18 protein-coding genes are annotated in these 19,877 nt (G+C 70.9%); 9 read left to right on the top strand and 9 right to left on the bottom strand.

The window, feature by feature from the left end; translation table 11 throughout:
- The first annotated feature begins 144 nt into the window (after positions 1 to 144).
- On the top strand, positions 145 to 2,028 hold the full coding sequence (gene ftsH / locus DJ021_RS05070; protein ID WP_111456508.1) for an ATP-dependent zinc metalloprotease FtsH: 1,884 nt from the start codon (positions 145 to 147) through the stop codon (positions 2,026 to 2,028).
- Between the two features lie 56 nt (positions 2,029 to 2,084).
- Here the strand turns inward: ftsH and DJ021_RS05065 are convergent, their stop codons facing one another.
- On the bottom strand, positions 2,085 to 2,285 hold the full coding sequence (locus DJ021_RS05065; RefSeq protein WP_111456507.1) for a hypothetical protein: 201 nt from the start codon (positions 2,283 to 2,285) through the stop codon (positions 2,085 to 2,087).
- Positions 2,286 to 2,436: 151 nt separating this feature from the next.
- Here DJ021_RS05065 and folP point away from each other — a divergent pair, with 151 nt between their 5' ends.
- The 4 genes from folP to DJ021_RS05045 are packed head-to-tail and all read left to right on the top strand — an operon-like array spanning position 2,437 to position 5,507.
- Positions 2,437 to 3,243: a dihydropteroate synthase gene (gene folP, locus DJ021_RS05060; RefSeq protein WP_111456506.1), complete on the top strand. Its 807-nt coding sequence runs from the start codon at positions 2,437 to 2,439 to the stop codon at positions 3,241 to 3,243.
- Between the two features lie 41 nt (positions 3,244 to 3,284).
- On the top strand, positions 3,285 to 4,088 hold the full coding sequence (gene thiD / locus DJ021_RS05055) for a bifunctional hydroxymethylpyrimidine kinase/phosphomethylpyrimidine kinase (RefSeq protein ID WP_111456505.1): 804 nt from the start codon (positions 3,285 to 3,287) through the stop codon (positions 4,086 to 4,088).
- Positions 4,089 to 4,141: 53 nt separating this feature from the next.
- On the top strand, positions 4,142 to 4,657 hold the full coding sequence (locus DJ021_RS05050; protein WP_111458982.1) for a nucleotidyltransferase family protein: 516 nt from the start codon (positions 4,142 to 4,144) through the stop codon (positions 4,655 to 4,657).
- Between the two features lie 31 nt (positions 4,658 to 4,688).
- Positions 4,689 to 5,507 (top strand): PhzF family phenazine biosynthesis protein, encoded by an 819-nt coding sequence (locus DJ021_RS05045; protein WP_111456504.1) that lies wholly within the window; start codon positions 4,689 to 4,691, stop codon positions 5,505 to 5,507.
- A gap of 57 nt (positions 5,508 to 5,564) precedes the next feature.
- Here DJ021_RS05045 and DJ021_RS05040 read toward each other — a convergent pair whose 3' ends face one another.
- The 3 genes from DJ021_RS05040 to DJ021_RS05030 all read right to left on the bottom strand — a co-directional run bounded on the left by DJ021_RS05040 (position 5,565) and on the right by DJ021_RS05030 (position 8,511).
- The gene (locus DJ021_RS05040; protein ID WP_111456503.1) at positions 5,565 to 5,960 is read right to left on the bottom strand and encodes a hypothetical protein; all 396 of its coding nucleotides are present in this window, start codon (positions 5,958 to 5,960) and stop codon (positions 5,565 to 5,567) included.
- Positions 5,961 to 6,100: 140 nt separating this feature from the next.
- Positions 6,101 to 6,478, bottom strand: coding sequence for a hypothetical protein (locus tag DJ021_RS05035; RefSeq protein WP_133254947.1), 378 nt, complete (start codon positions 6,476 to 6,478; stop codon positions 6,101 to 6,103).
- A gap of 134 nt (positions 6,479 to 6,612) precedes the next feature.
- Positions 6,613 to 8,511: an ATP-binding protein gene (locus DJ021_RS05030; RefSeq protein WP_111456501.1), complete on the bottom strand. Its 1,899-nt coding sequence runs from the start codon at positions 8,509 to 8,511 to the stop codon at positions 6,613 to 6,615.
- 240 nt (positions 8,512 to 8,751) lie between these two features.
- Here DJ021_RS05030 and DJ021_RS05025 point away from each other — a divergent pair, with 240 nt between their 5' ends.
- The 4 genes from DJ021_RS05025 to serA all read left to right on the top strand — a co-directional run bounded on the left by DJ021_RS05025 (position 8,752) and on the right by serA (position 12,508).
- Entirely contained in the window at positions 8,752 to 9,084 is a 333-nt protein-coding gene (locus DJ021_RS05025; RefSeq protein ID WP_111456500.1) for a hypothetical protein, read from the top strand.
- A gap of 83 nt (positions 9,085 to 9,167) precedes the next feature.
- A complete protein-coding gene (locus tag DJ021_RS05020) occupies positions 9,168 to 9,575 on the top strand; it encodes a hypothetical protein (RefSeq protein WP_111456499.1) in 408 nt (135 codons plus the stop codon).
- 99 nt (positions 9,576 to 9,674) lie between these two features.
- Positions 9,675 to 10,847 (top strand): phosphoserine transaminase, encoded by a 1,173-nt coding sequence (locus tag DJ021_RS05015; RefSeq protein WP_111458981.1) that lies wholly within the window; start codon positions 9,675 to 9,677, stop codon positions 10,845 to 10,847.
- A gap of 86 nt (positions 10,848 to 10,933) precedes the next feature.
- A complete protein-coding gene (serA, locus tag DJ021_RS05010; RefSeq protein WP_111456498.1) occupies positions 10,934 to 12,508 on the top strand; it encodes a phosphoglycerate dehydrogenase in 1,575 nt (524 codons plus the stop codon).
- Between the two features lie 202 nt (positions 12,509 to 12,710).
- Here serA and DJ021_RS05005 read toward each other — a convergent pair whose 3' ends face one another.
- The 5 genes from DJ021_RS05005 to DJ021_RS04985 form a co-directional block, all read right to left on the bottom strand.
- Positions 12,711 to 12,974 (bottom strand): MoaD/ThiS family protein, encoded by a 264-nt coding sequence (locus tag DJ021_RS05005; protein ID WP_111456497.1) that lies wholly within the window; start codon positions 12,972 to 12,974, stop codon positions 12,711 to 12,713.
- Positions 12,971 to 14,098 carry a WD40/YVTN/BNR-like repeat-containing protein gene (locus DJ021_RS05000; protein WP_111456496.1) on the bottom strand — a complete coding sequence of 376 codons (1,128 nt, stop codon included), beginning with the start codon at positions 14,096 to 14,098 and terminating at the stop codon, positions 12,971 to 12,973. Before DJ021_RS05000 ends, DJ021_RS05005 begins: the two co-directional genes overlap by 4 nt.
- An 82-nt stretch (positions 14,099 to 14,180) precedes the next feature.
- Positions 14,181 to 17,396: an error-prone DNA polymerase gene (locus DJ021_RS04995; protein ID WP_111456495.1), complete on the bottom strand. Its 3,216-nt coding sequence runs from the start codon at positions 17,394 to 17,396 to the stop codon at positions 14,181 to 14,183.
- A gap of 178 nt (positions 17,397 to 17,574) precedes the next feature.
- A complete protein-coding gene (locus DJ021_RS04990; RefSeq protein WP_111456494.1) occupies positions 17,575 to 19,104 on the bottom strand; it encodes a DUF6504 family protein in 1,530 nt (509 codons plus the stop codon).
- The gene (locus DJ021_RS04985; protein WP_111456493.1) at positions 19,022 to 19,810 is read right to left on the bottom strand and encodes an ImuA family protein; all 789 of its coding nucleotides are present in this window, start codon (positions 19,808 to 19,810) and stop codon (positions 19,022 to 19,024) included. Before DJ021_RS04985 ends, DJ021_RS04990 begins: the two co-directional genes overlap by 83 nt.
- Positions 19,811 to 19,877: the final 67 nt, after the last annotated feature.

The following is a 19,877-nucleotide window of genomic DNA, read 5'->3' as shown; positions in this document are numbered from 1 at the left end:
GGGCCGCGCCGCAAGGCGCGGCCCTTCGCATTTCATGGTCAAGGCGCGGTCTTCCGTCGCGCCGGGACCGGGTTGCTGGTGGAACGCTGGTCGGCGTCCTATCTTTAAGGTCTTGGCCCGAAGTTTTCGGAACGGTCGTAACCGATGAATCTGCGAAATCTCGTCATCTGGGGCGTCGTCGTCGTCGTCCTGATCGGCCTCTACAGCATGGTGACCGGAGGCGGCCGCGCGGCGGGCGCCAGCGAAGTCACCTATTCCCAGATGCTGACCAAGGTGAATTCCGGCGAGGTCAAGAAGGCGGTGATCCGCGGCGCGGCCGTGGAAATCACCGACCAGTCCAACAAGACCTACACGGCGGTGACGCCGAACAACCAGGACGACCTGGTGAAGCGGCTGGAAGGCCAGGGCGCCGACATCTCCGTGAAGCCGGCGGGCGGCTTCACCCTGGTGGGCTTCATCCTCAACAGCCTGCCGATCCTGCTGCTGATCGGGGTGTGGATCTTCTTCATGCGCCAGATGCAGGGCGGCGCCCGCGGCGCCATGGGCTTCGGCAAGTCCAAGGCCCGCATGCTGACCGAGAACAAGAACCGGGTGACCTTCGACGACGTGGCCGGCGTCGACGAGGCCAAGGAGGAGCTGACCGAGATCGTCGAGTTCCTGAAGGACCCGCAGAAGTTCCAGCGCCTGGGCGGCAAGATCCCGAAGGGCGCGCTGATGGTCGGCCCGCCCGGCACGGGCAAGACGCTGCTCGGCCGCGCCGTGGCCGGCGAGGCGGGCGTGCCGTTCTTCTATATCTCCGGCTCGGACTTCGTTGAGATGTTCGTGGGCGTCGGCGCCAGCCGCGTGCGCGACATGTTCGAACAGGCCAAGAAGAACGCCCCCTGCATCATCTTCATCGACGAGATCGACGCCGTGGGCCGCCATCGTGGCGCGGGCCTGGGCGGCGGCAACGACGAGCGCGAGCAGACCCTCAACCAGCTGCTGGTGGAGATGGACGGCTTCGATCCCAACGAGGCGATCATCGTGGTCGCCTCCACCAACCGTCCCGACGTGCTCGACCCGGCGCTGCTGCGGCCGGGCCGCTTCGACCGCCAGGTCGTGGTGCCGAACCCCGACGTCAACGGCCGCGAGCGGATCCTGCGCGTGCACATGAAGAACGTGCCGCTGGCCGCCGACGTGGAAGTGAAGACCATCGCTCGTGGCACCCCCGGCTTCTCCGGCGCCGACCTGGCCAACCTGGTCAACGAGGCCGCCCTGATGGCTGCGCGGAAGAACCGCCGCATGGTCACCCAGGCGGACTTCGAGGACGCCAAGGACAAGGTGATGATGGGCGCCGAGCGCAAGTCGATGGTCATGACCGACGACGAGAAGCGCAACACCGCCTACCACGAGGGCGGCCACGCCCTGGTCGCGCTGACGGTGCCGTCCGCCGACCCGGTGCACAAGGCCACCATCATCCCGCGGGGCCGCGCGCTCGGCATGGTGATGCAGCTGCCGGAAGGCGACCGCTACTCGCTCAACTTCGAGCAGATGACCTCCAGGCTCGCCATCATGATGGGCGGCCGGGTGGCCGAGGAGCTGATCTTCGGCAAGGACAAGGTCACCTCCGGCGCCTCCAGCGACATCCAGGCCGCCACCGGGCTGGCGCGCAACATGGTCACCCGCTGGGGCTATTCGGACGCGCTCGGCCTGGTCTCCTACGGCGATAACCAGGAGGAGGTCTTCCTCGGCCATTCCGTCTCCCGGACGCAGAATGTCTCGGAAGCCACCGCCAACGTCATCGACTCCGAGGTCAAGCGGCTGGTCCAGGCCGGCTACGACGAGGCCAAGCGGATCCTCACCGAGAAGCTGGAGGACCTGCACACCCTGGCCAAGGCGCTGCTGGAATACGAGACCCTGAGCGGCGACGAGATCGTCAACGCGCTGAAGGGCGTGCCGCCGGTGCGCGACGAGCAGGAGACCAAGCGGCCGTCCGGGCCGGCCGTGGCCGTGCCGATCTCGCCGCGGCCCGATCCCGAGCCGGCGTGATCGCCGCCAACACGTGAAACCGAAGAGGCGGTCGCTGCGAGGCGGCCGCCTTTTCCTTAGGCCTTCTTCCGGAGGATCTTGATCGTGTGCTCCAGCACGCGATGGCCCCAGGTGGTGAGCTCCGGCCGGCGCAGCTTGTCGCGCGCCGCGGCCAGGGCTTCGTCGCCATGCCGGCGGCGCAGGTGCTGCGCCTCCTCGCGGGCCTCACGCAGGAGACGCTGGTGGCGGCGATAAAGGCGGAACGGATCGAGGATCATGGGATGGCGCCTCGTCGGACGCAGGCATGAGAGAACTGGCGACCAGCGCGTCGGCTGATATCAACTCCAAGCTTCACCACACTTAGGCGACAGAACGACATTGCCTCCGAAGATTGCATATCCCCGGCGATTTGCCGACGAGGTGCGCGTCATGGGTGTGGTCAACGTGACCCCCGACAGCTTCTCCGACGGCGGCCTGCATCTCGATGTCGGCTCCGCCCTGGCGCGCGGCCGCCGGCTGATCGCGGACGGCGCGGACATGCTGGACGTCGGCGGCGAGTCCACCCGGCCGGGCGCGGAGCCGGTGGCGGCGACGCAGGAGATCGCGCGCGTCGCGCCGTTGATCCGCGCGCTGCGGGCCGAGAGCGCGATCCCGATCTCCGTCGACACCATGAAGCCGGCCGTGGCGCGGGCCGCCGTCGAGGCCGGGGCGACGATGTGGAACGACGTCAGCGCCCTGCGCCACGCGCCGGACAGCCTGGAGACGGCGGCCGAACTCGGCTGCGACGTGGTGCTGATGCACATGCAGGGCGAGCCGCGGACCATGCAGGCCGAGCCGCATTACGACGACGTGGTCGCCGAGGTGGCCGATTTCCTGGCCGCGCGGGCGCAGGCGGCGATGGCGGCCGGGGTGGCGCGCGAGCGGATCTGGCTCGACCCCGGCGTCGGCTTCGGCAAGCACATGATCCGCCACAACCTGCCGCTGCTCGCCGGCCTGGAGCGGATCGTGGGCCTCGGATTCCCGGTGCTGCTGGGCGTCAGCCGCAAGAGCTTCATCAGCGCCCTGGACGGCGGCGGCGCGCCGCCGGACGCCCGGCTGGGCGGCTCGATCGCCGCGGCCCTGGCCGGCGTGGCGGCCGGCGTGGCGGCCGTGCGGGTCCACGACGTGCGCGAAACCGTCCAGGCGCTGAGGGTCTGGCGGGCGATCGCCGGGGCCGGCGGGGCCGGGCCCTCGTAAATCCCGATGCAAAATCCCCGCGGGCGCGCTATCGCCCACCGATGACGTCGCTGGGCCGAGTTCTGATCATCGCCGGGTCCGATTCCGGCGGCGGGGCCGGCATCCAGGCCGACATCAAGACCGTCACCGCGCTGGGCGGCTATGCGGCCACCGCGATCACCGCAGTGACGGTGCAGAACACGCTGGGCGTCAGCGCCGTGCATCCGATCCCCAGCGCCTTCGTCGAGGCCCAGGCCCGCGCCGTGCTCGACGACATCGGCGCCGACGCCATCAAGACCGGCATGCTCGGCGACGCGGCCATGGTCGAGACCGTCGCCCGCCTGCTGGACGGCGCGGCCGGGACGCCGGCGGTGATCGACCCGGTGATGACCGCCAAGGGCGGGGCGGCGCTGCTGGCCGCCGAGGCGATGGAGGCGGTGCGGTCGCTCCTGGTACCCCGCGCGACCCTGCTGACCCCCAATGCGCCCGAGGCCGAGGCGCTCACGGGCATAGGCGTGCAGACCACCGACGACCTGCGCCGGGCCGGCGAGGCGCTGCTGGCGGCCGGCGCGCGGGCGGTGCTGATGAAGGGCGGCCACATCCCCGGCGAGCGGGTGGTGGACCTGTTGATGACGCCTGGGGGCGAGACCGCCTTCGAAGCCGAGCGGATCGAGACCCGGCACACCCACGGCACCGGCTGCACCCTGGCGTCAGGGTGCGCGACCGGGCTGGCGCAGGGGCTGACGCTCACCGAGGCCGTGGCGCGCGCCTGGAGCTATGTGCACGAGGCGATGCTGCGCGCGCCGGGATTCGGCCGCGGCCATGGGCCGCTGGACCATGGCTGGCCGCTGAGGGGGCCGCGGTGAGCGGGCCGCTGGAGCACCGGCTGGAGGCCATCGTCCGCGCCACGCCCAGCCTCATGCATGTGCTCACCGTCGCCCGGGCGCTCGACCTGCCGGACTGGCTGATCTTCTCCGGGGCGGTCTACCAGCGGGTGTTGAACCAGCTCACCGGCCGCGATCCGGACTACGGCATCAAGGACTACGACCTTGGCTACTTCGACGCCGCCGACCTCTCCTATGAGGCCGAGGACGCCGTGATCCGGCGCGTCGCGGAGGCCTTCGAGCCGCCGCTGCGGGAGATGGTGGAGGTGCGCAACCAGGCCCGCGTGCACCTGTGGTTCGAGGGCAAGTTCGGCGAGCCCTATGCGCCGCTGGAGCGTAGCGCCGACGCGCTCGGCCGCTTCGTCAGTCCGCTGTTCGCGGTGGGCGTGCGGCTGGAGGCCGACGACCGGCTGACGATCCTCGCGCCGTTCGGGCTGGAGGACCTGTTCGCCATGCGGCTGCGGCCCAATCCGACCCGGGTCACCAACGGCTTCGCCCGCACCGCCGCCTCCGCCCGCGCCCGCTGGCCTGAGATCGAGGTGGCGGGCTGAACCCGCCGGACCAGAAAGAGTGAACCCCGCCATGCGCCAGTGGACCGTCGACGCCTTCGCCTCCGCCCCGTTCCGCGGCAATCCCGCCTGCGTGGTGGAGCCGCTGGAGGCCTGGCCCGACGCCGGCTGGATGCAGGCGCTGGCCGCGGAGAACAACCAGGCGGAGACCGCCTTCCTGCTGAAGACCGCCGATCCCGCGCGCTTCGGCCTGCGCTGGTTCACCCCGGCGCTGGAAGTGCCGCTGTGCGGGCACGCCACCCTGGCGTCGGGCCACGTGCTGCTGGAGGAGTTGGCGATCGGCGCGCCGGTGGTGACCTTCGACACCCGGTCGGGCCCGCTGACCGTGCAGCGCGCAGGCGACCTCTACGAGATGGACTTCCCGGCCCAGTCGCCGACCCGCGGCCCGACACCGGCCGGACTGGCCGAGGCGCTGGGCGTGGAGCCGCAGGAGGTCTGGGCGGCGTCCTACCTGGTGGCGGTGCTGGCGGACGAGGCGCAGGTCCGGGGCCTGAAACCCGATCTCGCCGCGCTGGAGAGGGTCTCAAGCGCAGCCACCGGCGGCCGCGGCAACGTCGGGGTCGTGGCGCTCGCGGACGCCGGCGCGGCCTACGACGTGGTCGACCGCTTCTTCGCGCCGGGCTCGGGCATTCCGGAGGATCCGGCCACCGGGTCGCTGCACTGCATCCTGGCGCCGCTCTACGCCGACAAGCTCGGCCGGCCGGCGGTGAGCTTCCACCAGGCGTTTCCCGGCCGCGGCGGCGATCTCGCCTGCGAACACCGTGGGGAGCGCGTGCTGCTGCGGGGCCGGGCGGCGACCGTTGTGGACAGCGTGCTGAGGGTGCGCCCCTGACGGAAAACGCCCCCGGATGGCTCCGGGGGCGCTGGTTCCGAGCGGGATGCTGACCCGCTAGTGGCGATAGCCGTAGCCGTACCGCTCGCCGCCGCTCAGCGCGACTTCGATGCGGTGGACGGTGCGTTCCAGCCGAGCCTGTTCCCAACGGCGGGCCTGGCCGGTCTGCACCCGGTAGGCCAGCGGCTGCACCTGGCGCAGTTCGCCGCGCAGTTGCCGCGCGTCCTGCCAGGAGATGCGGCGCTGCTGGGCCGCCTGGCTGATCCGCCAGTCGAGGCTGTCGACGTAGCCGCTGGTGATCTGGCCACGGTCGTAGCCACGGTCGTAGCCGCGATCCTGGCTGTGGTCGTAGCCCCGGTCGTAGCCGCGGCCATAGGGCTGGGCCGAAGCCGCCGTGGCGGACAGGGCCAGCGCCGAAGCGCCGATCAGGGCGAGGGTCTTGAGCGTCTTCATGGTCCGTTCTCCTTTGCGTCGGGCGTCCTCTGCATTGGTCCCCCGGACAGGCGACCAGAACTCCTTCGACGCGTCTTGGTTTCAGAAATGACATGCGGAGCGCCATCCCGCCCGGCGAGGCGGCGTCCGAATTCAGCGGCCTACCGGCGGAAGCCCGGGCCGTAGCCGTAGCCGTAGGTGCGGCCGCCGTAGCCGTTCACCGCCTGCTCGATGCGGCTGACGGTGGTCTGCAACCGCTGGCGTTCCCAGCCGCGGGCCTCGCCGGTCTGCACCCGGTAGGCGATGGGCTGCGCCTGGCGCAGGTCGCCGCGCAGCTGGCGCGCGTCCTGCCAGGAAATGCGGCCTTCGCGGGCGGCGTTGCTGATCTTCCAGTCGAGGCTGTCGACGTAGGATGTCGTCAGCTGGCCGGAGCCGTGGTTGTCGTAGGCCCGCCCCGGGTTCCAGGGCTGGGCGGCGGCCGGCGCGGCGGCGGCGCCCAGGGCGGCGACGGCGGCCAGCGAGAGCAGGATCTTCTTCACGTCTTGGTCCTCCTGAACCGTGATGTCGCCGGCATGTCCGGCGGCCATGGACAGGAGAAAAGCATGTCGCGGCTGACACGGATCTGAGCCCGGCGTTGTGCGCGGTTCAGCTTTGGGGTCGGCTTTGACGCGGGTCAGGCGGCGTGGGTGGCGGCCTGGTCGCCGCCGGTGGCGGCGGCGTTGAGGGTGGTGCTGATCGCCTCGTAGAGCTTGGCGATCTCGATCGGCTTGGCGACGTGCCCGTCCATGCCGACCGCCATGTACTCCGCCACCTGATGGGTGAGGGCGTTGGCGGTCAGCGCAATGATCGGCGTGCGAAGGCGTCCGGACCGGCGCTCCTCGGCGCGGATCTCCTGCGCCGCGGCGATGCCGTCCATCACCGGCATCTGGATATCCATCAGGATCAGGTGGTAGTCGCACGACCGCCAGGCCTCGACCGCCTGCTTGCCGTCGGCGACGATATCGATGTCGATGCCCAGCGACTCCATGACCGCGGCCAGCACCTGCTGGTTGGTGCCGTTGTCCTCGGCGGCCAGCAGCCGCAACCCCATCTCCTCGCTGCTGCGCGTCGCCGGCTCGCTCGCCGACTCCGGCTGCTCGGCGCGCGGCAGGGGCAGTTCGACGGTGAAGGTGGAGCCGCGGCCCTCGCGGCTCTCCACGTCGATGGAGCCGCCCATCATCTGGGTCAGCTCGCGGCAGATGGCCAGGCCCAGGCCCGTGCCGCCGAACCGCCGGGTGGCGGAATTGTCCGCCTGGGTGAACTTCTCGAACAGGGTCGGCAGCTTGTCCGGCGCGATGCCGATGCCGGTGTCGCGCACCCGCAGCCGGAGGGTGTCGGTCTGCGGGTTGACGTCGATGACCGCCGCCACCTCGCCGGTCGGGGTGAACTTGACGGCGTTGGAGAGCAGGTTGCCGACGATCTGGCGCAAGCGGTCGGGGTCGCCTTCCCACCAGCCGGCGGCGGCCTTCTCGACCTCCACGCTGAAGCCCAGGCCCTTGCCCCGGGCCATCACCGAGAAGCTGTCGATCACCGGGGCGATCACCGCCTGCAGCTCGAAGGCCTCGCTGGCCAGCGACAGCTTGCCGGCCTCGATCTTGGACAGGTCCAGCACGTCGTTCAGCACCGCCAGCAGCAGCCCGCCGGACTGGCGGATCACCTGCAGCCGCTCGCGCTGTACGGCGGCCAGCTCGCCCATGGCCATGACCTCGGCCATCGCCAGCACCCCATTCAGCGGGGTGCGGATCTCGTGGCTCATGTTGGCCAGGAACTGGGTCTTCAGCACATTGGCGGTGTCGGCCGCGTCGCGGGCGACCTCCAGCTCGCGCATGGCGCGCTTCAGGTCGTTCTCGCGCTCGCCGAGCTTGCCGAGCAGGTGGTTGAAGCTGGTGGTGAGGCTGCGGAACAGCTCGTCCTGCGCCTCCACCTCGATCGGTTCGAAGCTGCCGCCGGCGGCGACCTCGTTCATGGCCTCCGACAGCCGCTGCACCGGGGCGATCACCCGGTGGGCGAGGCTGCGGGCCAGGAACAGCGCCACGCCGACCCCGCCGAACAGCAGCACGAAGGTGAGCGCGATGAACTGCGGCAGCATGGGCGCCAGCCGCGGCATGCCCACGGTCATGGTCAGGCGGCCCACGGGCCGGGTCCCGGCGACCACGTCGGTGCGGATCACCTCGTTCGGGGCCGGACGCTCTGAAGCCGTGGCCGCGCGCTGGTAGACGGCGAGGACGCGGCCGTTCAGGTCGGTGAGGCGGGCAGCCACCACGCTGGGGCTGCCGTCGAGCGCCGACAGCGGCGCCTGGATGTGGTCGCCCTCGTGATTGAGCACCGCCGGGGCGGCGGTGGCGGCGGTGATCCGCGCCAGCGCCTCATGGATCTGGTGCGACTGGGTGCGCGCCACCGCCCACTGCTGGAACATGAACGTCAGGCAGGCGGCCAGCAGCACGACCACGGTCGTGATGAGGCCGACGCCCGCGACGCGGGCGTGGAAGGTGGCGACCGGGGCCTGATTTCTCGGGCCTGAGGACTGGGTCATGGCGCTCGCAGTAGGCCGATGCTGACCTTCACCTTAGGGCGATAATCCTAACGCTTCGCTTCGCGTGCGCGAGGTTGGCCGCCCAACCCCTTCTGGACATTGAGATCTGGGGGGCTGTGTTGTCGGCGCCACGCCACAACCGTCGGCGGCAGAATTCATGGTTAACAACTCATGAATCTATTGCGCTAAGCTTTACCTTTCATTTACCGTGAATTTGTCGGTTAGCTGGAGGGGTTACTTATGGAAAAGGTTTTTGTCGCCCAGCGCGTGGCGACCAAGCTGTTTGAGACCGAAGCGGCCGTCGACGGCGCGCTCGCCCAGGCCTCGGAACTGATGAGCGAGATGCTGAGCGCCCGTAAGGACGTGAAGGCGTCGATGGTCTTCGCCGATGAGGCCCAGGCCAAGCTGATGGACGCCATGAAGGCGCTCAGCGAAGCGCGCACCGCCATGGTGAGCGTGCACCACCAACTCGACGAGGCGAAGCTGCGCCTCGGCATCCGCACCAAGATGTTCGGTGTGGAGAACAAGATGATCGCCACGCCGGAAGCCGTGACGATGCGCGAAGTCGGCTAATCAGGCGATCTTCGCCCATCAGGCGGTTGTTGCGATAGTTTAACTGGTGTTGCGCCCCTAATCGGTATTAGGGGCGCAATGTCATGCCTGATCCGATCTCTCTGCTGATAATCGCGCTGTCTGTCGGCGCGTGCCTTTTCGCCCTGATCCGCGGCGGACCGGCGGAGCGGCTGGCCGGCGGCGTGATCCTCGCCAGCCTGGTGGTGTCCCTGCTGAGCAACTGGCTCGCCCCCCGGGACCTCGCCCCCACCATCTCGCTGGCCGGCGACGGGATCGTCGCGCTGGCGATTCTGTTCGTCACCCTGAGCTACGGCAAGGCCTGGCTGGGCGCGGCCATGTTGCTGTTCGCCGGCCAGTTCGCCCTGCACGCCTTCTATCTGGTGACCGGCCGCGCGCCCGACCTGCTGCACGCGATGGTGAACAATTTCAATATCATCGCCATCATCATCTGCCTGGTGATCGGAACCCTGGCGGCGCGCCGCGAGGCCTAGGGATCAACTTTCCGCTTGCGCGGCGGCCCAAACCCAGGCCTTTGGCCCGCGGGCCACGCCCTCCCAACGGGGCGCAGTCCATCTGTGAGGATGGGAGACATCGCTATGACCACCGCCAAACCGGCCATGCGGCCGGCACGTCCTGAATTTTCCTCCGGCCCCTGCGCCAAGCGCCCCGGATGGTCCCCTGAAAATCTTTCCAGCGCGGTGCTCGGGCGGTCTCATCGCTCCAAGCTCGGAAAAGCGCGCCTGAAGGAAGCCATCGACCGCACCCGCGAGGTGCTGCAGGTCCCCGACGACTTCCTGATCGGCATCGTGCCCGGCTCCGACACCGGCGCCGTGGAAATGGCGATGTGGTCGATGCTCGGCGCGCGCCCGGTGCAGCTGCTGGCCTTCGAGAGCTTCGGCAAGGACTGGGTCACCGACGTGACCAAGCAGCTGAAGATCGAGGCCGAGGTGCTCGACGCCCCCTACGGCCTGCTGCCCGACCTGACCAAGGTCCGCAAGGACGCCGACCTGGTCTTCACCTGGAACGGCACCACCTCCGGCGTGCGCGTGCCGAACGCCGACTTCATCGCCGCCGACCGCGAGGGCGTGGTGATCTGCGACGCCACCTCGGCGGCCTTCGCCCAGACGCTCGACTGGACCAAGCTCGATGTGGTCACCTTCTCCTGGCAGAAGGCGCTGGGCGGCGAGGGCGCGCACGGCGTCCTGATCCTCGGCCCCCGCGCCGTGGCGCGGCTGGAGAGCTACGCCCCGCCCTGGCCGATGCCGAAGCTGTTCCGCATGACCAAGGGCGGCAAGGTGAACCTCGAGATCTTCGAAGGCGCGACCATCAACACCCCGTCCATGCTCTGCGTGGAGGACTACCTCGACGCCCTGAAGTGGGCCTCCAACATCGGCGGCCTGGCGGAAATGAAGCGCCGCGCCGACGCCAACCTCGGCGTGCTGGAAGCCTGGTCGCAGCGGGCTTCCTGGGTCAGCTTCCTGGCCGAGGACCCGGCGATCCGCTCCAACACCTCGGTCTGCCTGAAGGTCATCGACCCGCGGGTGACCGGCCTGCCGGAGGCCGCCCAGGCCGACTTCGCCAAGAAGCTGGCCGGCGTGCTGGAGAAGGAGGGCGTCGCCCTCGACATCGGCGGCTACCGCGACGCCCCTCCGGGCCTGCGGATCTGGTGCGGCGCCACGGTCGACACCTCCGACCTCGACGCGCTCACCCCCTGGCTCGACTGGGCCTTCGAGACCGTCGCCGCCGAGCTTCTGGCCGCCTGACCTCGGGCCTCACGCCCGTCCGCCTCATTCCTGAAATCACCCCTCCCCGCCATGCCGGGGAGGGCTCCGCCCTACGGAGATCCCCAATGCCCCGCGTGCTCATCGCCGACAAACTGTCCCCCGCCGCCGTCGCCATCTTCAAGGACCGTGGCGTCGACGCCGACGTGAAGACCGGCCTGACCAAGGACGAACTGCTCAAGATCATCGGCGACTACGACGGCCTGGCCGTCCGCTCCGCCACCAAGGCCGACAAGGACGTCATCGCCGCCGCCAAGAACCTGAAGGTCATCGGCCGCGCCGGCATCGGCGTCGACAACGTCGACATCCCGACCGCCACGGCGGCCGGCGTGGTGGTGATGAACACCCCGTTCGGCAACTCGATCACCACCGCCGAGCACGCCATCGCCATGATGTTCGCGCTCGCCCGCCAGCTCCCCGCCGCCGACGTCTCCACCCAGGCCGGCAAGTGGGAGAAGAACCGCTTCATGGGTGTCGAGCTCTACGGCAAGACGCTGGGCCTGATCGGGGCCGGCAACATCGGCTCGATCGTCGCCGACCGCGCGCTCGGCCTGAAGATGAAGGTGGTCGCCTATGACCCCTTCCTGTCGCCGGACCGGGCGGTGGAGATCGGCGTCGAGAAGGTCGAGCTGGAGGACCTTTTGGCCCGCGCCGACCTGATCACCCTGCACACCCCGCTGACCGACAAGACCCGCAACATCCTGTCGGCCGAGAACCTCGCCAAGACCAAAAAGGGCGTGCTGATCGTCAACTGCGCCCGCGGCGGCCTGGTGGACGAGGCGGCGCTGCGCAAGCTGCTGGACGACGGCCACGTCGGCGGCGCGGCCTTCGACGTCTTCGTCGAGGAGCCGGCCAAGGCCAACGTGCTGTTCGGGGCCGAGAACTTCATCGCCACCCCGCACCTGGGCGCCTCCACCAACGAGGCCCAGGAGAACGTCGCCCTGCAGGTGGCCGAGCAGATGAGCGACTACCTGCTCACCGGCGCGGTGACCAATGCGCTGAACAGCCCCTCGGTGACCGCCGAGGAAGCGCCGCGCCTGAAGCCGTTCGTGGCGCTGGCCGAAAAGCTCGGCGCCTTCGCCGGCCAGATGGTCGACTTCGGCATCAAGTCCATCGACATCGCCTACGAGGGCGAGGTCGCCAAGCTGAACGCCCGGCCGCTGACCGCCGCGGCGCTGGCCGGGGTCATGCGCCCGATGCTCGCCGAGGTGAACATGGTTTCCGCGCCGGCGGTGGCCAAGGAGCGCGGCATCACCGTCTCGGAATCCCGCCAGGACGACTCGCCGATCTACGAGAGCCTGATCCGCATCACCGTCACCACCGAGAAGGGCAAGCGCTCGTTCGCCGGCTCGGTGCTGGCCGGGACGCCGCGGGTGATAGAGGTCAAGGGCATGGACCTGGACGCGCCGTTCGGCCCGACCATGCTCTACGTCAACAACGTCGATAAGCCGGGCTTCATCGGCAACCTCGGCGCCCTGCTGGCGGACGCGGGCGTCAACATCGCCACCTTCAACCTCGGCCGGGTCTCCGCCGGCGAGGACGCCATCGCCCTGGTCGGCGTCGACCAGGCGCCCGGCGACGACCTGGTGGGCAAGATCCGCGACCTGCCGCACGTCAAGGAAGCCCGCACCCTGCGGTTCTGACGAAAGGCCGCTGGTCCTCACCTCTCGTCATGGCCCGGCTTGTCCGGGCCACCCAGCCCAAGGCGCCGGCCGCAGCTGATGACGAACGACCTTGGGATGGGTCACCCGGACAAGCCGGGTGATGACGAATTCGGGGGTTTCAGCGCCGACGCCCGCGGGTTGAACCCTCTTCCGTGACACTCCCCAGGGGGAGAGTCACGCCTCAGCCGCCGCTTAGCGCGCCGAAGATCAGCACCTCGTCGCCGTCGGCCAGGGCCGTGCGGATATCCCGCGCGGCCTCGCGGCCGACGAAGATGCGCATGTGCTTGCGGATGCGGTCCTGCTCGTCGACCACCCGGAACTTCAGCCCCGGATAGCGGGCGTCGAGATCGTCCAGCACGCCGGCGATGGTCGCGCCGGCCGCCTCCACCCGGGTCGCCCCGTCGGTGTAGGAGATCAGCTGCGACGGGATCGAGACCTGGGTCATGGCAAGGGCGCTGCGACCACCGAATAGATCTCCGGCAGGTGGGCGGCGATCTGCCGCCAGCTGCCGCCTTCGTCGCCGCTCATCCACAGCTCGCCGCCGGTGGTGCCGAGGTAGAGGCCGAGCGGATCGGCGCGGTCGGCGCAGAACGCCTGGCGCTTGACGGTGAACCAGCCCTGCTCGGTCGGGAAGCCGGCGTCCTGCCGGTCCCAGCTCGCGCCGCCGTCGGCGGTCCGGTAGACGGCGGGCCGCCCGCCCGGACTGGTGCGCGGCCAGACCTGGGTGCCGTCCATCGGGAAGACCCAGGCCGTCTCGGCGTCGCGGGCGTGCGGGACGATGGTGAAGCCGATGTCGCCGATCTCCGTCGGCATGGCGTTTCCGATCCGCTCCCAGCGGTCCGACGGCCGGTCGAGGCGGTAGATGCCGCAGTGGTTCTGCTGCCAGAGCCGGTCCGGATTGGTGGGGGCCAGGGCGATGAAGTGGGCGTCCTGGCCGTATTCCGGATAGGGGTCCGGCAGGAAGTTCGCCTCGACGTTCTGGTTCAGCGGCGTCCAGGTCGCCCCACGGTCATGGCTCTCGAACACCCCGGCGGTGGAGGTGGCGAGGTACATGTGCGCGGCGTCGCGCGGGTCGATCACCACTTGGTTCAACAGCGGCCCGTCCGGCGTGCCGGCCTCTGCGGGGACCCAGTCGCGGTAGTTGGGATGGTCGTTGAAGCCTGAGACGCTGTCCCAGGTGGCGCCGCCGTCGCGGCTCTCGAACAGGCCGGGCGGCGAGGTCCCCGCCCACCAGACGCCGGGCTCGCTGGGGTGCCCCGGCTCCAGCCAGAAGGTGTGGTCGACCGCGCGGCCGGTCGCCGGGTCCTCGGTCTTCGGGAAGGCCGGCGGCCGCTGCGCCTCCGTCCAGGTCTCGCCGTCGTCGGTGGAGCTGAACACGGTCGGTCCCAGGTGGCCGGTGGCGGCGGCCATCAGCAGGGTCTTTCCGTCGCGCGGATCGAGCACCAGGTGGCTGATGATGCAGCCGAGGAAGATCGGCCCCTGCGCCGTCCATCCGGTGCGCCCGGCGTCGCTGCGGTAGATCCAGGCGCCCTTGCGGGTGCCGACCAGAAGCTGAATCGCCTCGCTCATGTGAAGTCCTCCCGATCCCAGGACGCCCGGCGTCGCCGCGATCCGACACCCGGCCGGCGCGCGGCGCAAGATTCCTCGCCGCTCAGTGGAAGTCCCGGCTGCGGATCAGCCGGCCGGTGACGCGGCTCTTCACCTGCGGCGGCTGGCCTTCGTCGTCACGCATCTCGCCCAGCTTGTGGGAGAGGTCGGTAAAGCGTTCGGCGACCAGGTGGATCACCTCGCCCGCCTTCTGCAGCTGGCCGTGGACCAGCAGGAAGGAGGCGCCCATCACCAGCCGCCGGTTGGCCTCGAAGGCGTCCTTCCAGACCACCAGGTTGGCGATCCCGGTCTCGTCCTCCAGGGTCAGGAAGACCACGCCCTTGGCGGTGCCCGGCCGCTGGCGCACCAGGACCAGGCCGCCGACGCAGAGGCGCTGGCGGTCGCGCAGGGTCTTCAGCCGCTCGGCCGGGACCGCGCCCATCCGATCGAGCTCGCCGCGGAAGAAGGCCACCGGGTGGGCCTTCAGCGACAGGCTGGTGGTCCGGTAATCCTCGGCCACGTGCTGCGGCGGGCTCATGAACGGCAGCTGGACCTGGGCCTCCCTGAGGTTCTGGCGGGCCAGCAGCGGGGCGTTGGTCTGCGCCTTGATCTCGCCGGCCATGCCCTTCACCGCCCAGAGCGCCGCGCGCCGGTCGAGGCCCAGGGACCGGAAGGCGTCGGCCTCGGCCAGCAGCTCCAGCCCCCGCCGCGACAGGCCCGAGCGCAGGACGACGTCCTCCAGGGTGGCGCCGGCGCCGTCCTTGCGGGCCTGCATGAGCAACTCGGCCTCGGCCTGCTTGAAGCCGCGGATCTGGCGCAGGCCCAGGCGGACGGCGCGGCGCGGGGTGCGCGGATCGTCGGGCGGCTCGAGCGTGCAGTCCCAGTCGCTGGCCAGCACGTCCGGCGCGCGCACCTCCACCCCGTGCTCGCGGGCGTCGCGGACCAGCTGCGCCGGCTGGTAGAAGCCCATCGGCTGGCTGTTGAGCAGCGCCGCGCAGAAGACCTCCGGGTGTTTCCACTTCACCCAGGCCGAGGCGTAGACCAGCAGCGCGAAGCTGATCGCATGGCTCTCCGGGAAGCCGTAGGAGCCGAAGCCCTCGATCTGCTTGAAGCAGCGCTGGGCGAACTCGGGGTCATAGCCGCGGCGGGCCATGCCGTTGATGAACTGCTCGCGGTATTCCCCCAGCCGGCCGTTGGCGCGGAAGGTGGCCATCGACCGGCGCAGGCCGTCGGCGTCGTTCTCGGAGAACTCGGCGGCTTCGATGGCCAGGCGCATGGCCTGTTCCTGGAACAGCGGCACGCCCAGGGTCTTGCCGAGCACGTCCCGAAGCTCGTTCCGATCGCCGTGCTCCGGCGCGGGCGAAGGGTACTCCACCTTCTCCGTCCCCTCCCGCCGGCGCAGGTAGGGGTGCACCATGTCGCCCTGGATCGGCCCGGGCCGGACGATCGCCACCTCGATCACCAGGTCGTAGAATTTCCTGGGTTTCAGCCGCGGCAGCATCGACATCTGCGCCCGGCTCTCCACCTGGAACACGCCCACCGAGTCGGCCTTGCAGAGCATGTCGTAGACGCCGGCCTCCTCCTGCGGGATCTGGGCGATGTCGGTGATCCGGGTCCCGTCCGGGCGCGGCGGCAGGAGCTCGAAGCTCTTCCTGAGCGCGGTCAGCATGCCCAGCGCCAGCACGTCGACCTTCATCAGGTTCAGGGCGTCGATGTCGTCCTTGTCCCATTCGATGAAGGTGCGCTCGGCCATGGCGGCGTTGCCGATCGGCACGGTTTCGTCGAGGCGGCGCTGGGTCAACACATAGCCGCCGACGTGCTGCGACAGGTGGCGGGGGAAGCCCAGCAGCGTCTGGGCGAGCGCCGTGGCGCGGCGGATCTCCGGGCTGTCGGGGTCGAGCCCGGCCTGGCGGATGTGCGCGTCGGGAACGCCGTCGCCGTAGCTGCCCCAGACGGTGTTCGCCAGCGCCGCGGTGATGTCCTCGGTGAGCCCCAGCGCCTTGCCGACCTGGCGGATCGCCATGCGCGGCCGGTAGTGGATCACCGTGGCGACGATCGCCGCCCGGTCGCGGCCATAGCGCCGATAGACGTACTGCATCACCTCCTCGCGCCGCTCGTGCTCGAAATCGACGTCGATGTCCGGCGGCTCGCCGCGCTTCTCGGAGATGAAGCGGGAGAACAGCAGCTCCTGGCCGTCCTTGGTGGGATCGACCGCGGTGATGCCCAGACAGAAGCAGACGCAGGAATTGGCCGCCGAGCCGCGGCCTTGGCAGAGGATGCCCTGCTCGCGGGCCCAGGCGACGATGTCGTGGACGGTGAGGAAGTAGTTGGGGAACCCGAGCTTCTCGATCAGGGCGAGCTCGCGCTCGATGGTCTTGCGCTCCTTTTCGCCCATGCCGCGCTCGAAGCGCCACTTGGCGCCTTCCCAGGTCAGGTCGCGCAGGTGCTGGATGGCGGTCTTGCCGGGGGGCACCGGCTCGTCGGGGTACTCGTACTGCAGCTGGCCGAGGTCGAAGCCGATGCGCTCGGCGATCTCGGCGCTGCGCTCCACGGCGCCGGGGAAGCGGGCGAACAGCCGGGCCATCTCGTCCGGCGATTTCAGGTGCCGCTCGGCGTTGGCCTGCAGCCGCAGGCCCGCCTCGTGGATGGTGCAGGTCTCGCGGATGCAGGTCAGCACGTCCTGCAGCGGCCGCCGTTCCGGGCCGTGGTAGAGGACGTCGTTGGTGGCCACCATCGGAGCGCCCGAGCCCTGCGCCAGCGCCGCCAGCTGCGACAGCCGCTTCAGGTCGCGCGCGCCGTAGCGGCGGGCCGCCGCCAGCCAGACGTCGGGCAGCTCGCCGGCGATCCGCTTCAGCTCGCGCCCGAAGGTCTCGTCCAGCCGCTCGGGCGGGACCACCAGCGCCAGCTGGCCCTGCGCATGGTCGAGGAAGTCGGCCCAGCGCAGCTCGCATTCGCCCTTCTCCGCCCGCAGCTGGCCCACGGTGAGCAGGCGGGTGAGGCGGCCGTAGGCCTCGCGATCGGCGGGGTAGACCAGCAGGCTCGGGGCGCCGTCGGCGAAGTCCAGCCGGCAGCCGGTCAGGGCGCGGATCTTCGCGCCGGCTTCGCGCCGCGGCTTCGCCTCCGACCAGGCCCGCACCACCCCGGCCAGCGAATTGCGGTCGCAGATCCCCACCGCCTCCATCCCCAGGGCCTCGGCGCCCACCACCAGCTCGCCCGGATGCGACGCCCCCCGCAGGAACGAGAAGTTGGTGGTCGCCTGCAGCTCGGCGTAGCGGGTCATGGCGAAGACCCGGGTGCGGAAGGAGTTCCTCCCCCAGCGCGAAGCGCGGTCCGGGGGAGGTGGATCGGCGCGCCCGCGCCGAGACGGAGGGGGTCCGCCGCCCGACCTGAGCGGACCCCCTCAGTCGCTGCGCGACAGCTCCCCCGAGGGGGGAGCAACTTTTTCGATTGGGCCTCCCTCATCCGAACAGCCCGTGCAGCCACCATTTCGGGGGGGCCTCGGCGTCGAGCAGGCCGGCGCGGAACAGCCAGAAGCGGCCGCCCTCGGCGTCCTCCACCCGGTAGTAGTCGCGCACGTGGGCGACCGAGACGTCGGCGATCTCCGCCTTCCACCATTCCTCGCCGATCCGCTCCGGGCCTTCGGCGCGGCGGACGCGGTGCAGCTGGCCGCGCCAGCGGAACTGGCTGGGCGGGTCGTCGGGGGTCAGCGCGATCACCGCCTCCAGCGGCTCCGGGCGGCGGAACAGGCGCATCGGCCGCGGCGTCTCGGGGTCCCAGGGACGCGCGCCGGCCGGCTTCGGATCGAGGGGCCGGGCGCGGGCGGCCGACAGCTCCGGCACGTGGCTCTCGGCCGGCGCGGCGCGCCACACCCGGTCCTCGCCCAGCCGGTTGGTCAGCCGGTCGACCAGCGGCGCCAGGCCGTCCTCCACCGCCGGCGCGCGGGCGGCGTCGAGCCGGCCCTGGCGGCCGGAGATCCGCTCCACCTCGTGGGCCGCCAGGGTCGCCACCTCGATCCCGAAGCCGGGGTCGAGCACCTCCAGCTTGGGCGCGAACAGCTTGCCGAGCCGCTTGGCGTCGTGGCCGGCCAGGGACAGGCCGACGGCGGCGGTCAGCGCCTTGCCGTCCAGGCGGTGGTAGGCGAGCTCGAAGCGCCGCGCGCCCTGGCCCGCGGCCTCCAGCCGGGCGCAGAGCTTCGCCGAGATATCGACCGCCACGCGGGCCATGTCCTCCGGCGCGCTGATCGGCTCGGCGAAGGCCAGCCGGGCGAACCAGGGGGTCGGCGGCCGGCGGAAGGCCAGCGCCTCGCGCGACCGCCCCAGCGCCTGGTCGAGGCGGTTCAGCGTCTCGGCCCCGAACCGGCGGCCGAGCGGCGCGCGGGGAATCTCCATCAGCTGGCCGATCCGCCGGAAGCCCAGCCGCTCGATCTGGGCGGCGGCCTCGGGATCGAGCCGCAGGGCGGCCGGGGGCAGGGACGCGAGCCGGCCGGCCTGGTCGCCGGGCGCGGCGATGGTCTGGTCGGCGGCGAAGTGGGCCAGCGCCCAGGCCGCGCCGGGGGTGTCGGCGATGCAGGCGCGGAACGGCAGGCCGTTGGCGAGCAGCCTGGCCTGGAAGTCGGCCAGCATCTGCGCCTCGCCGCCCCACAGGTGGGCGACCCCGCCGACGTCCAGGAACAGCCCGTCCGGCGCATCGGCGGCCACCGCCGGCGAGAAGCGCACGCACCAGTCGACCAGCGCCGTCAGCGCCTCGGCGTCGGCCTGCGGCTCGGCCTCGGCGACCGCCAGTTCCGGGACCAGGGCCTTGGCGTCGGTGGCCTTCTGGCCGGGGTGGAGCTTGAGCCGGGCGGCGGCGAGGTCGACGGCGGCCAGCCGCCGGGCGGCCTTCACCGTCTCGACCAGGGCGAAGGGGCTAGCCGGCGAGTCTGAGGGGTTGCGCCGGCGCCAGTTGGCGATCGCCCAGGTCGGCGACCAGGCGCAGAGGATGCGTCCCATCCCTTGCCTCCGCAAAATAAGCGTCCGCCGCTTCGAACAGCCACGTCCCCGTGCGGCCGCCCCGGCAGCGTTCCAGCGTCACCTCGAAGCGCGGCGCGCCCAGGCCGAACTCCCCGGCCGGCGGCTCGGAGGGGGCGGAGGCCACGCGCCAGCGGGTGGCCGCGGCCGAGCCGCCGGCCTCGCGCCGGGCCTTGCCGCCGAACGGCCGGCGGCGGATCACGAAGCCGGTCGAGCCCTGCTTCTCGCAGGCCAGCTGCAGCCGGCGGCCGGCGGTCAGGTCCACGTCCTCCACCTCGCCGAACACCGCCGACACGCCGATGGTGGAGAGCGCGTCCTCCATCACCGACAGCGCCTCGGCCTCGTCGCGGGCGCAGACCTGGATCAGCCGCTCCACGGGAAAGCCCAGCCCGGCCAGGCCCGGCGCCCAGAGGTCGTCGCGGCGCAGCACCCAGACCGCCTCGCCGCGGCGGGCCAGGGGGGCGGCCATCAGGGCGGTGAAGGCGGCCGGCGCGGCGGCGGTCTCGGTCTCCAGGCCGGCGCCGCCGATCTCGTGCCAGCGGCCGAGCGGCAGGCCGCCGCCGGGCAGCAGGTGGTCGATCGCCGGATCGCCGAAGGGCAGGGATTCAGAGTCCGCCCGTCCGCCCGCCTCGATGGCGGCGATCTTCGCCCGCATGGCGGCGAGGCGCCCTGCGCGAAAATCGGACATGACTTCCGGACTCCGTTTGTTCCAGTTTTGTTCTAAACCTGCGAAGGGGGGAGTCAAGTTCCCTCCA

Origin of the sequence: Phenylobacterium hankyongense, from assembly GCF_003254505.1 — a bacterium.
In the GTDB taxonomy this organism is placed as follows: domain Bacteria; phylum Pseudomonadota; class Alphaproteobacteria; order Caulobacterales; family Caulobacteraceae; genus Phenylobacterium; species Phenylobacterium hankyongense.
The sequence above is the reverse complement of the archived record's forward strand: the minus strand, read 5'-3'. Positions and strand labels throughout refer to the sequence as shown.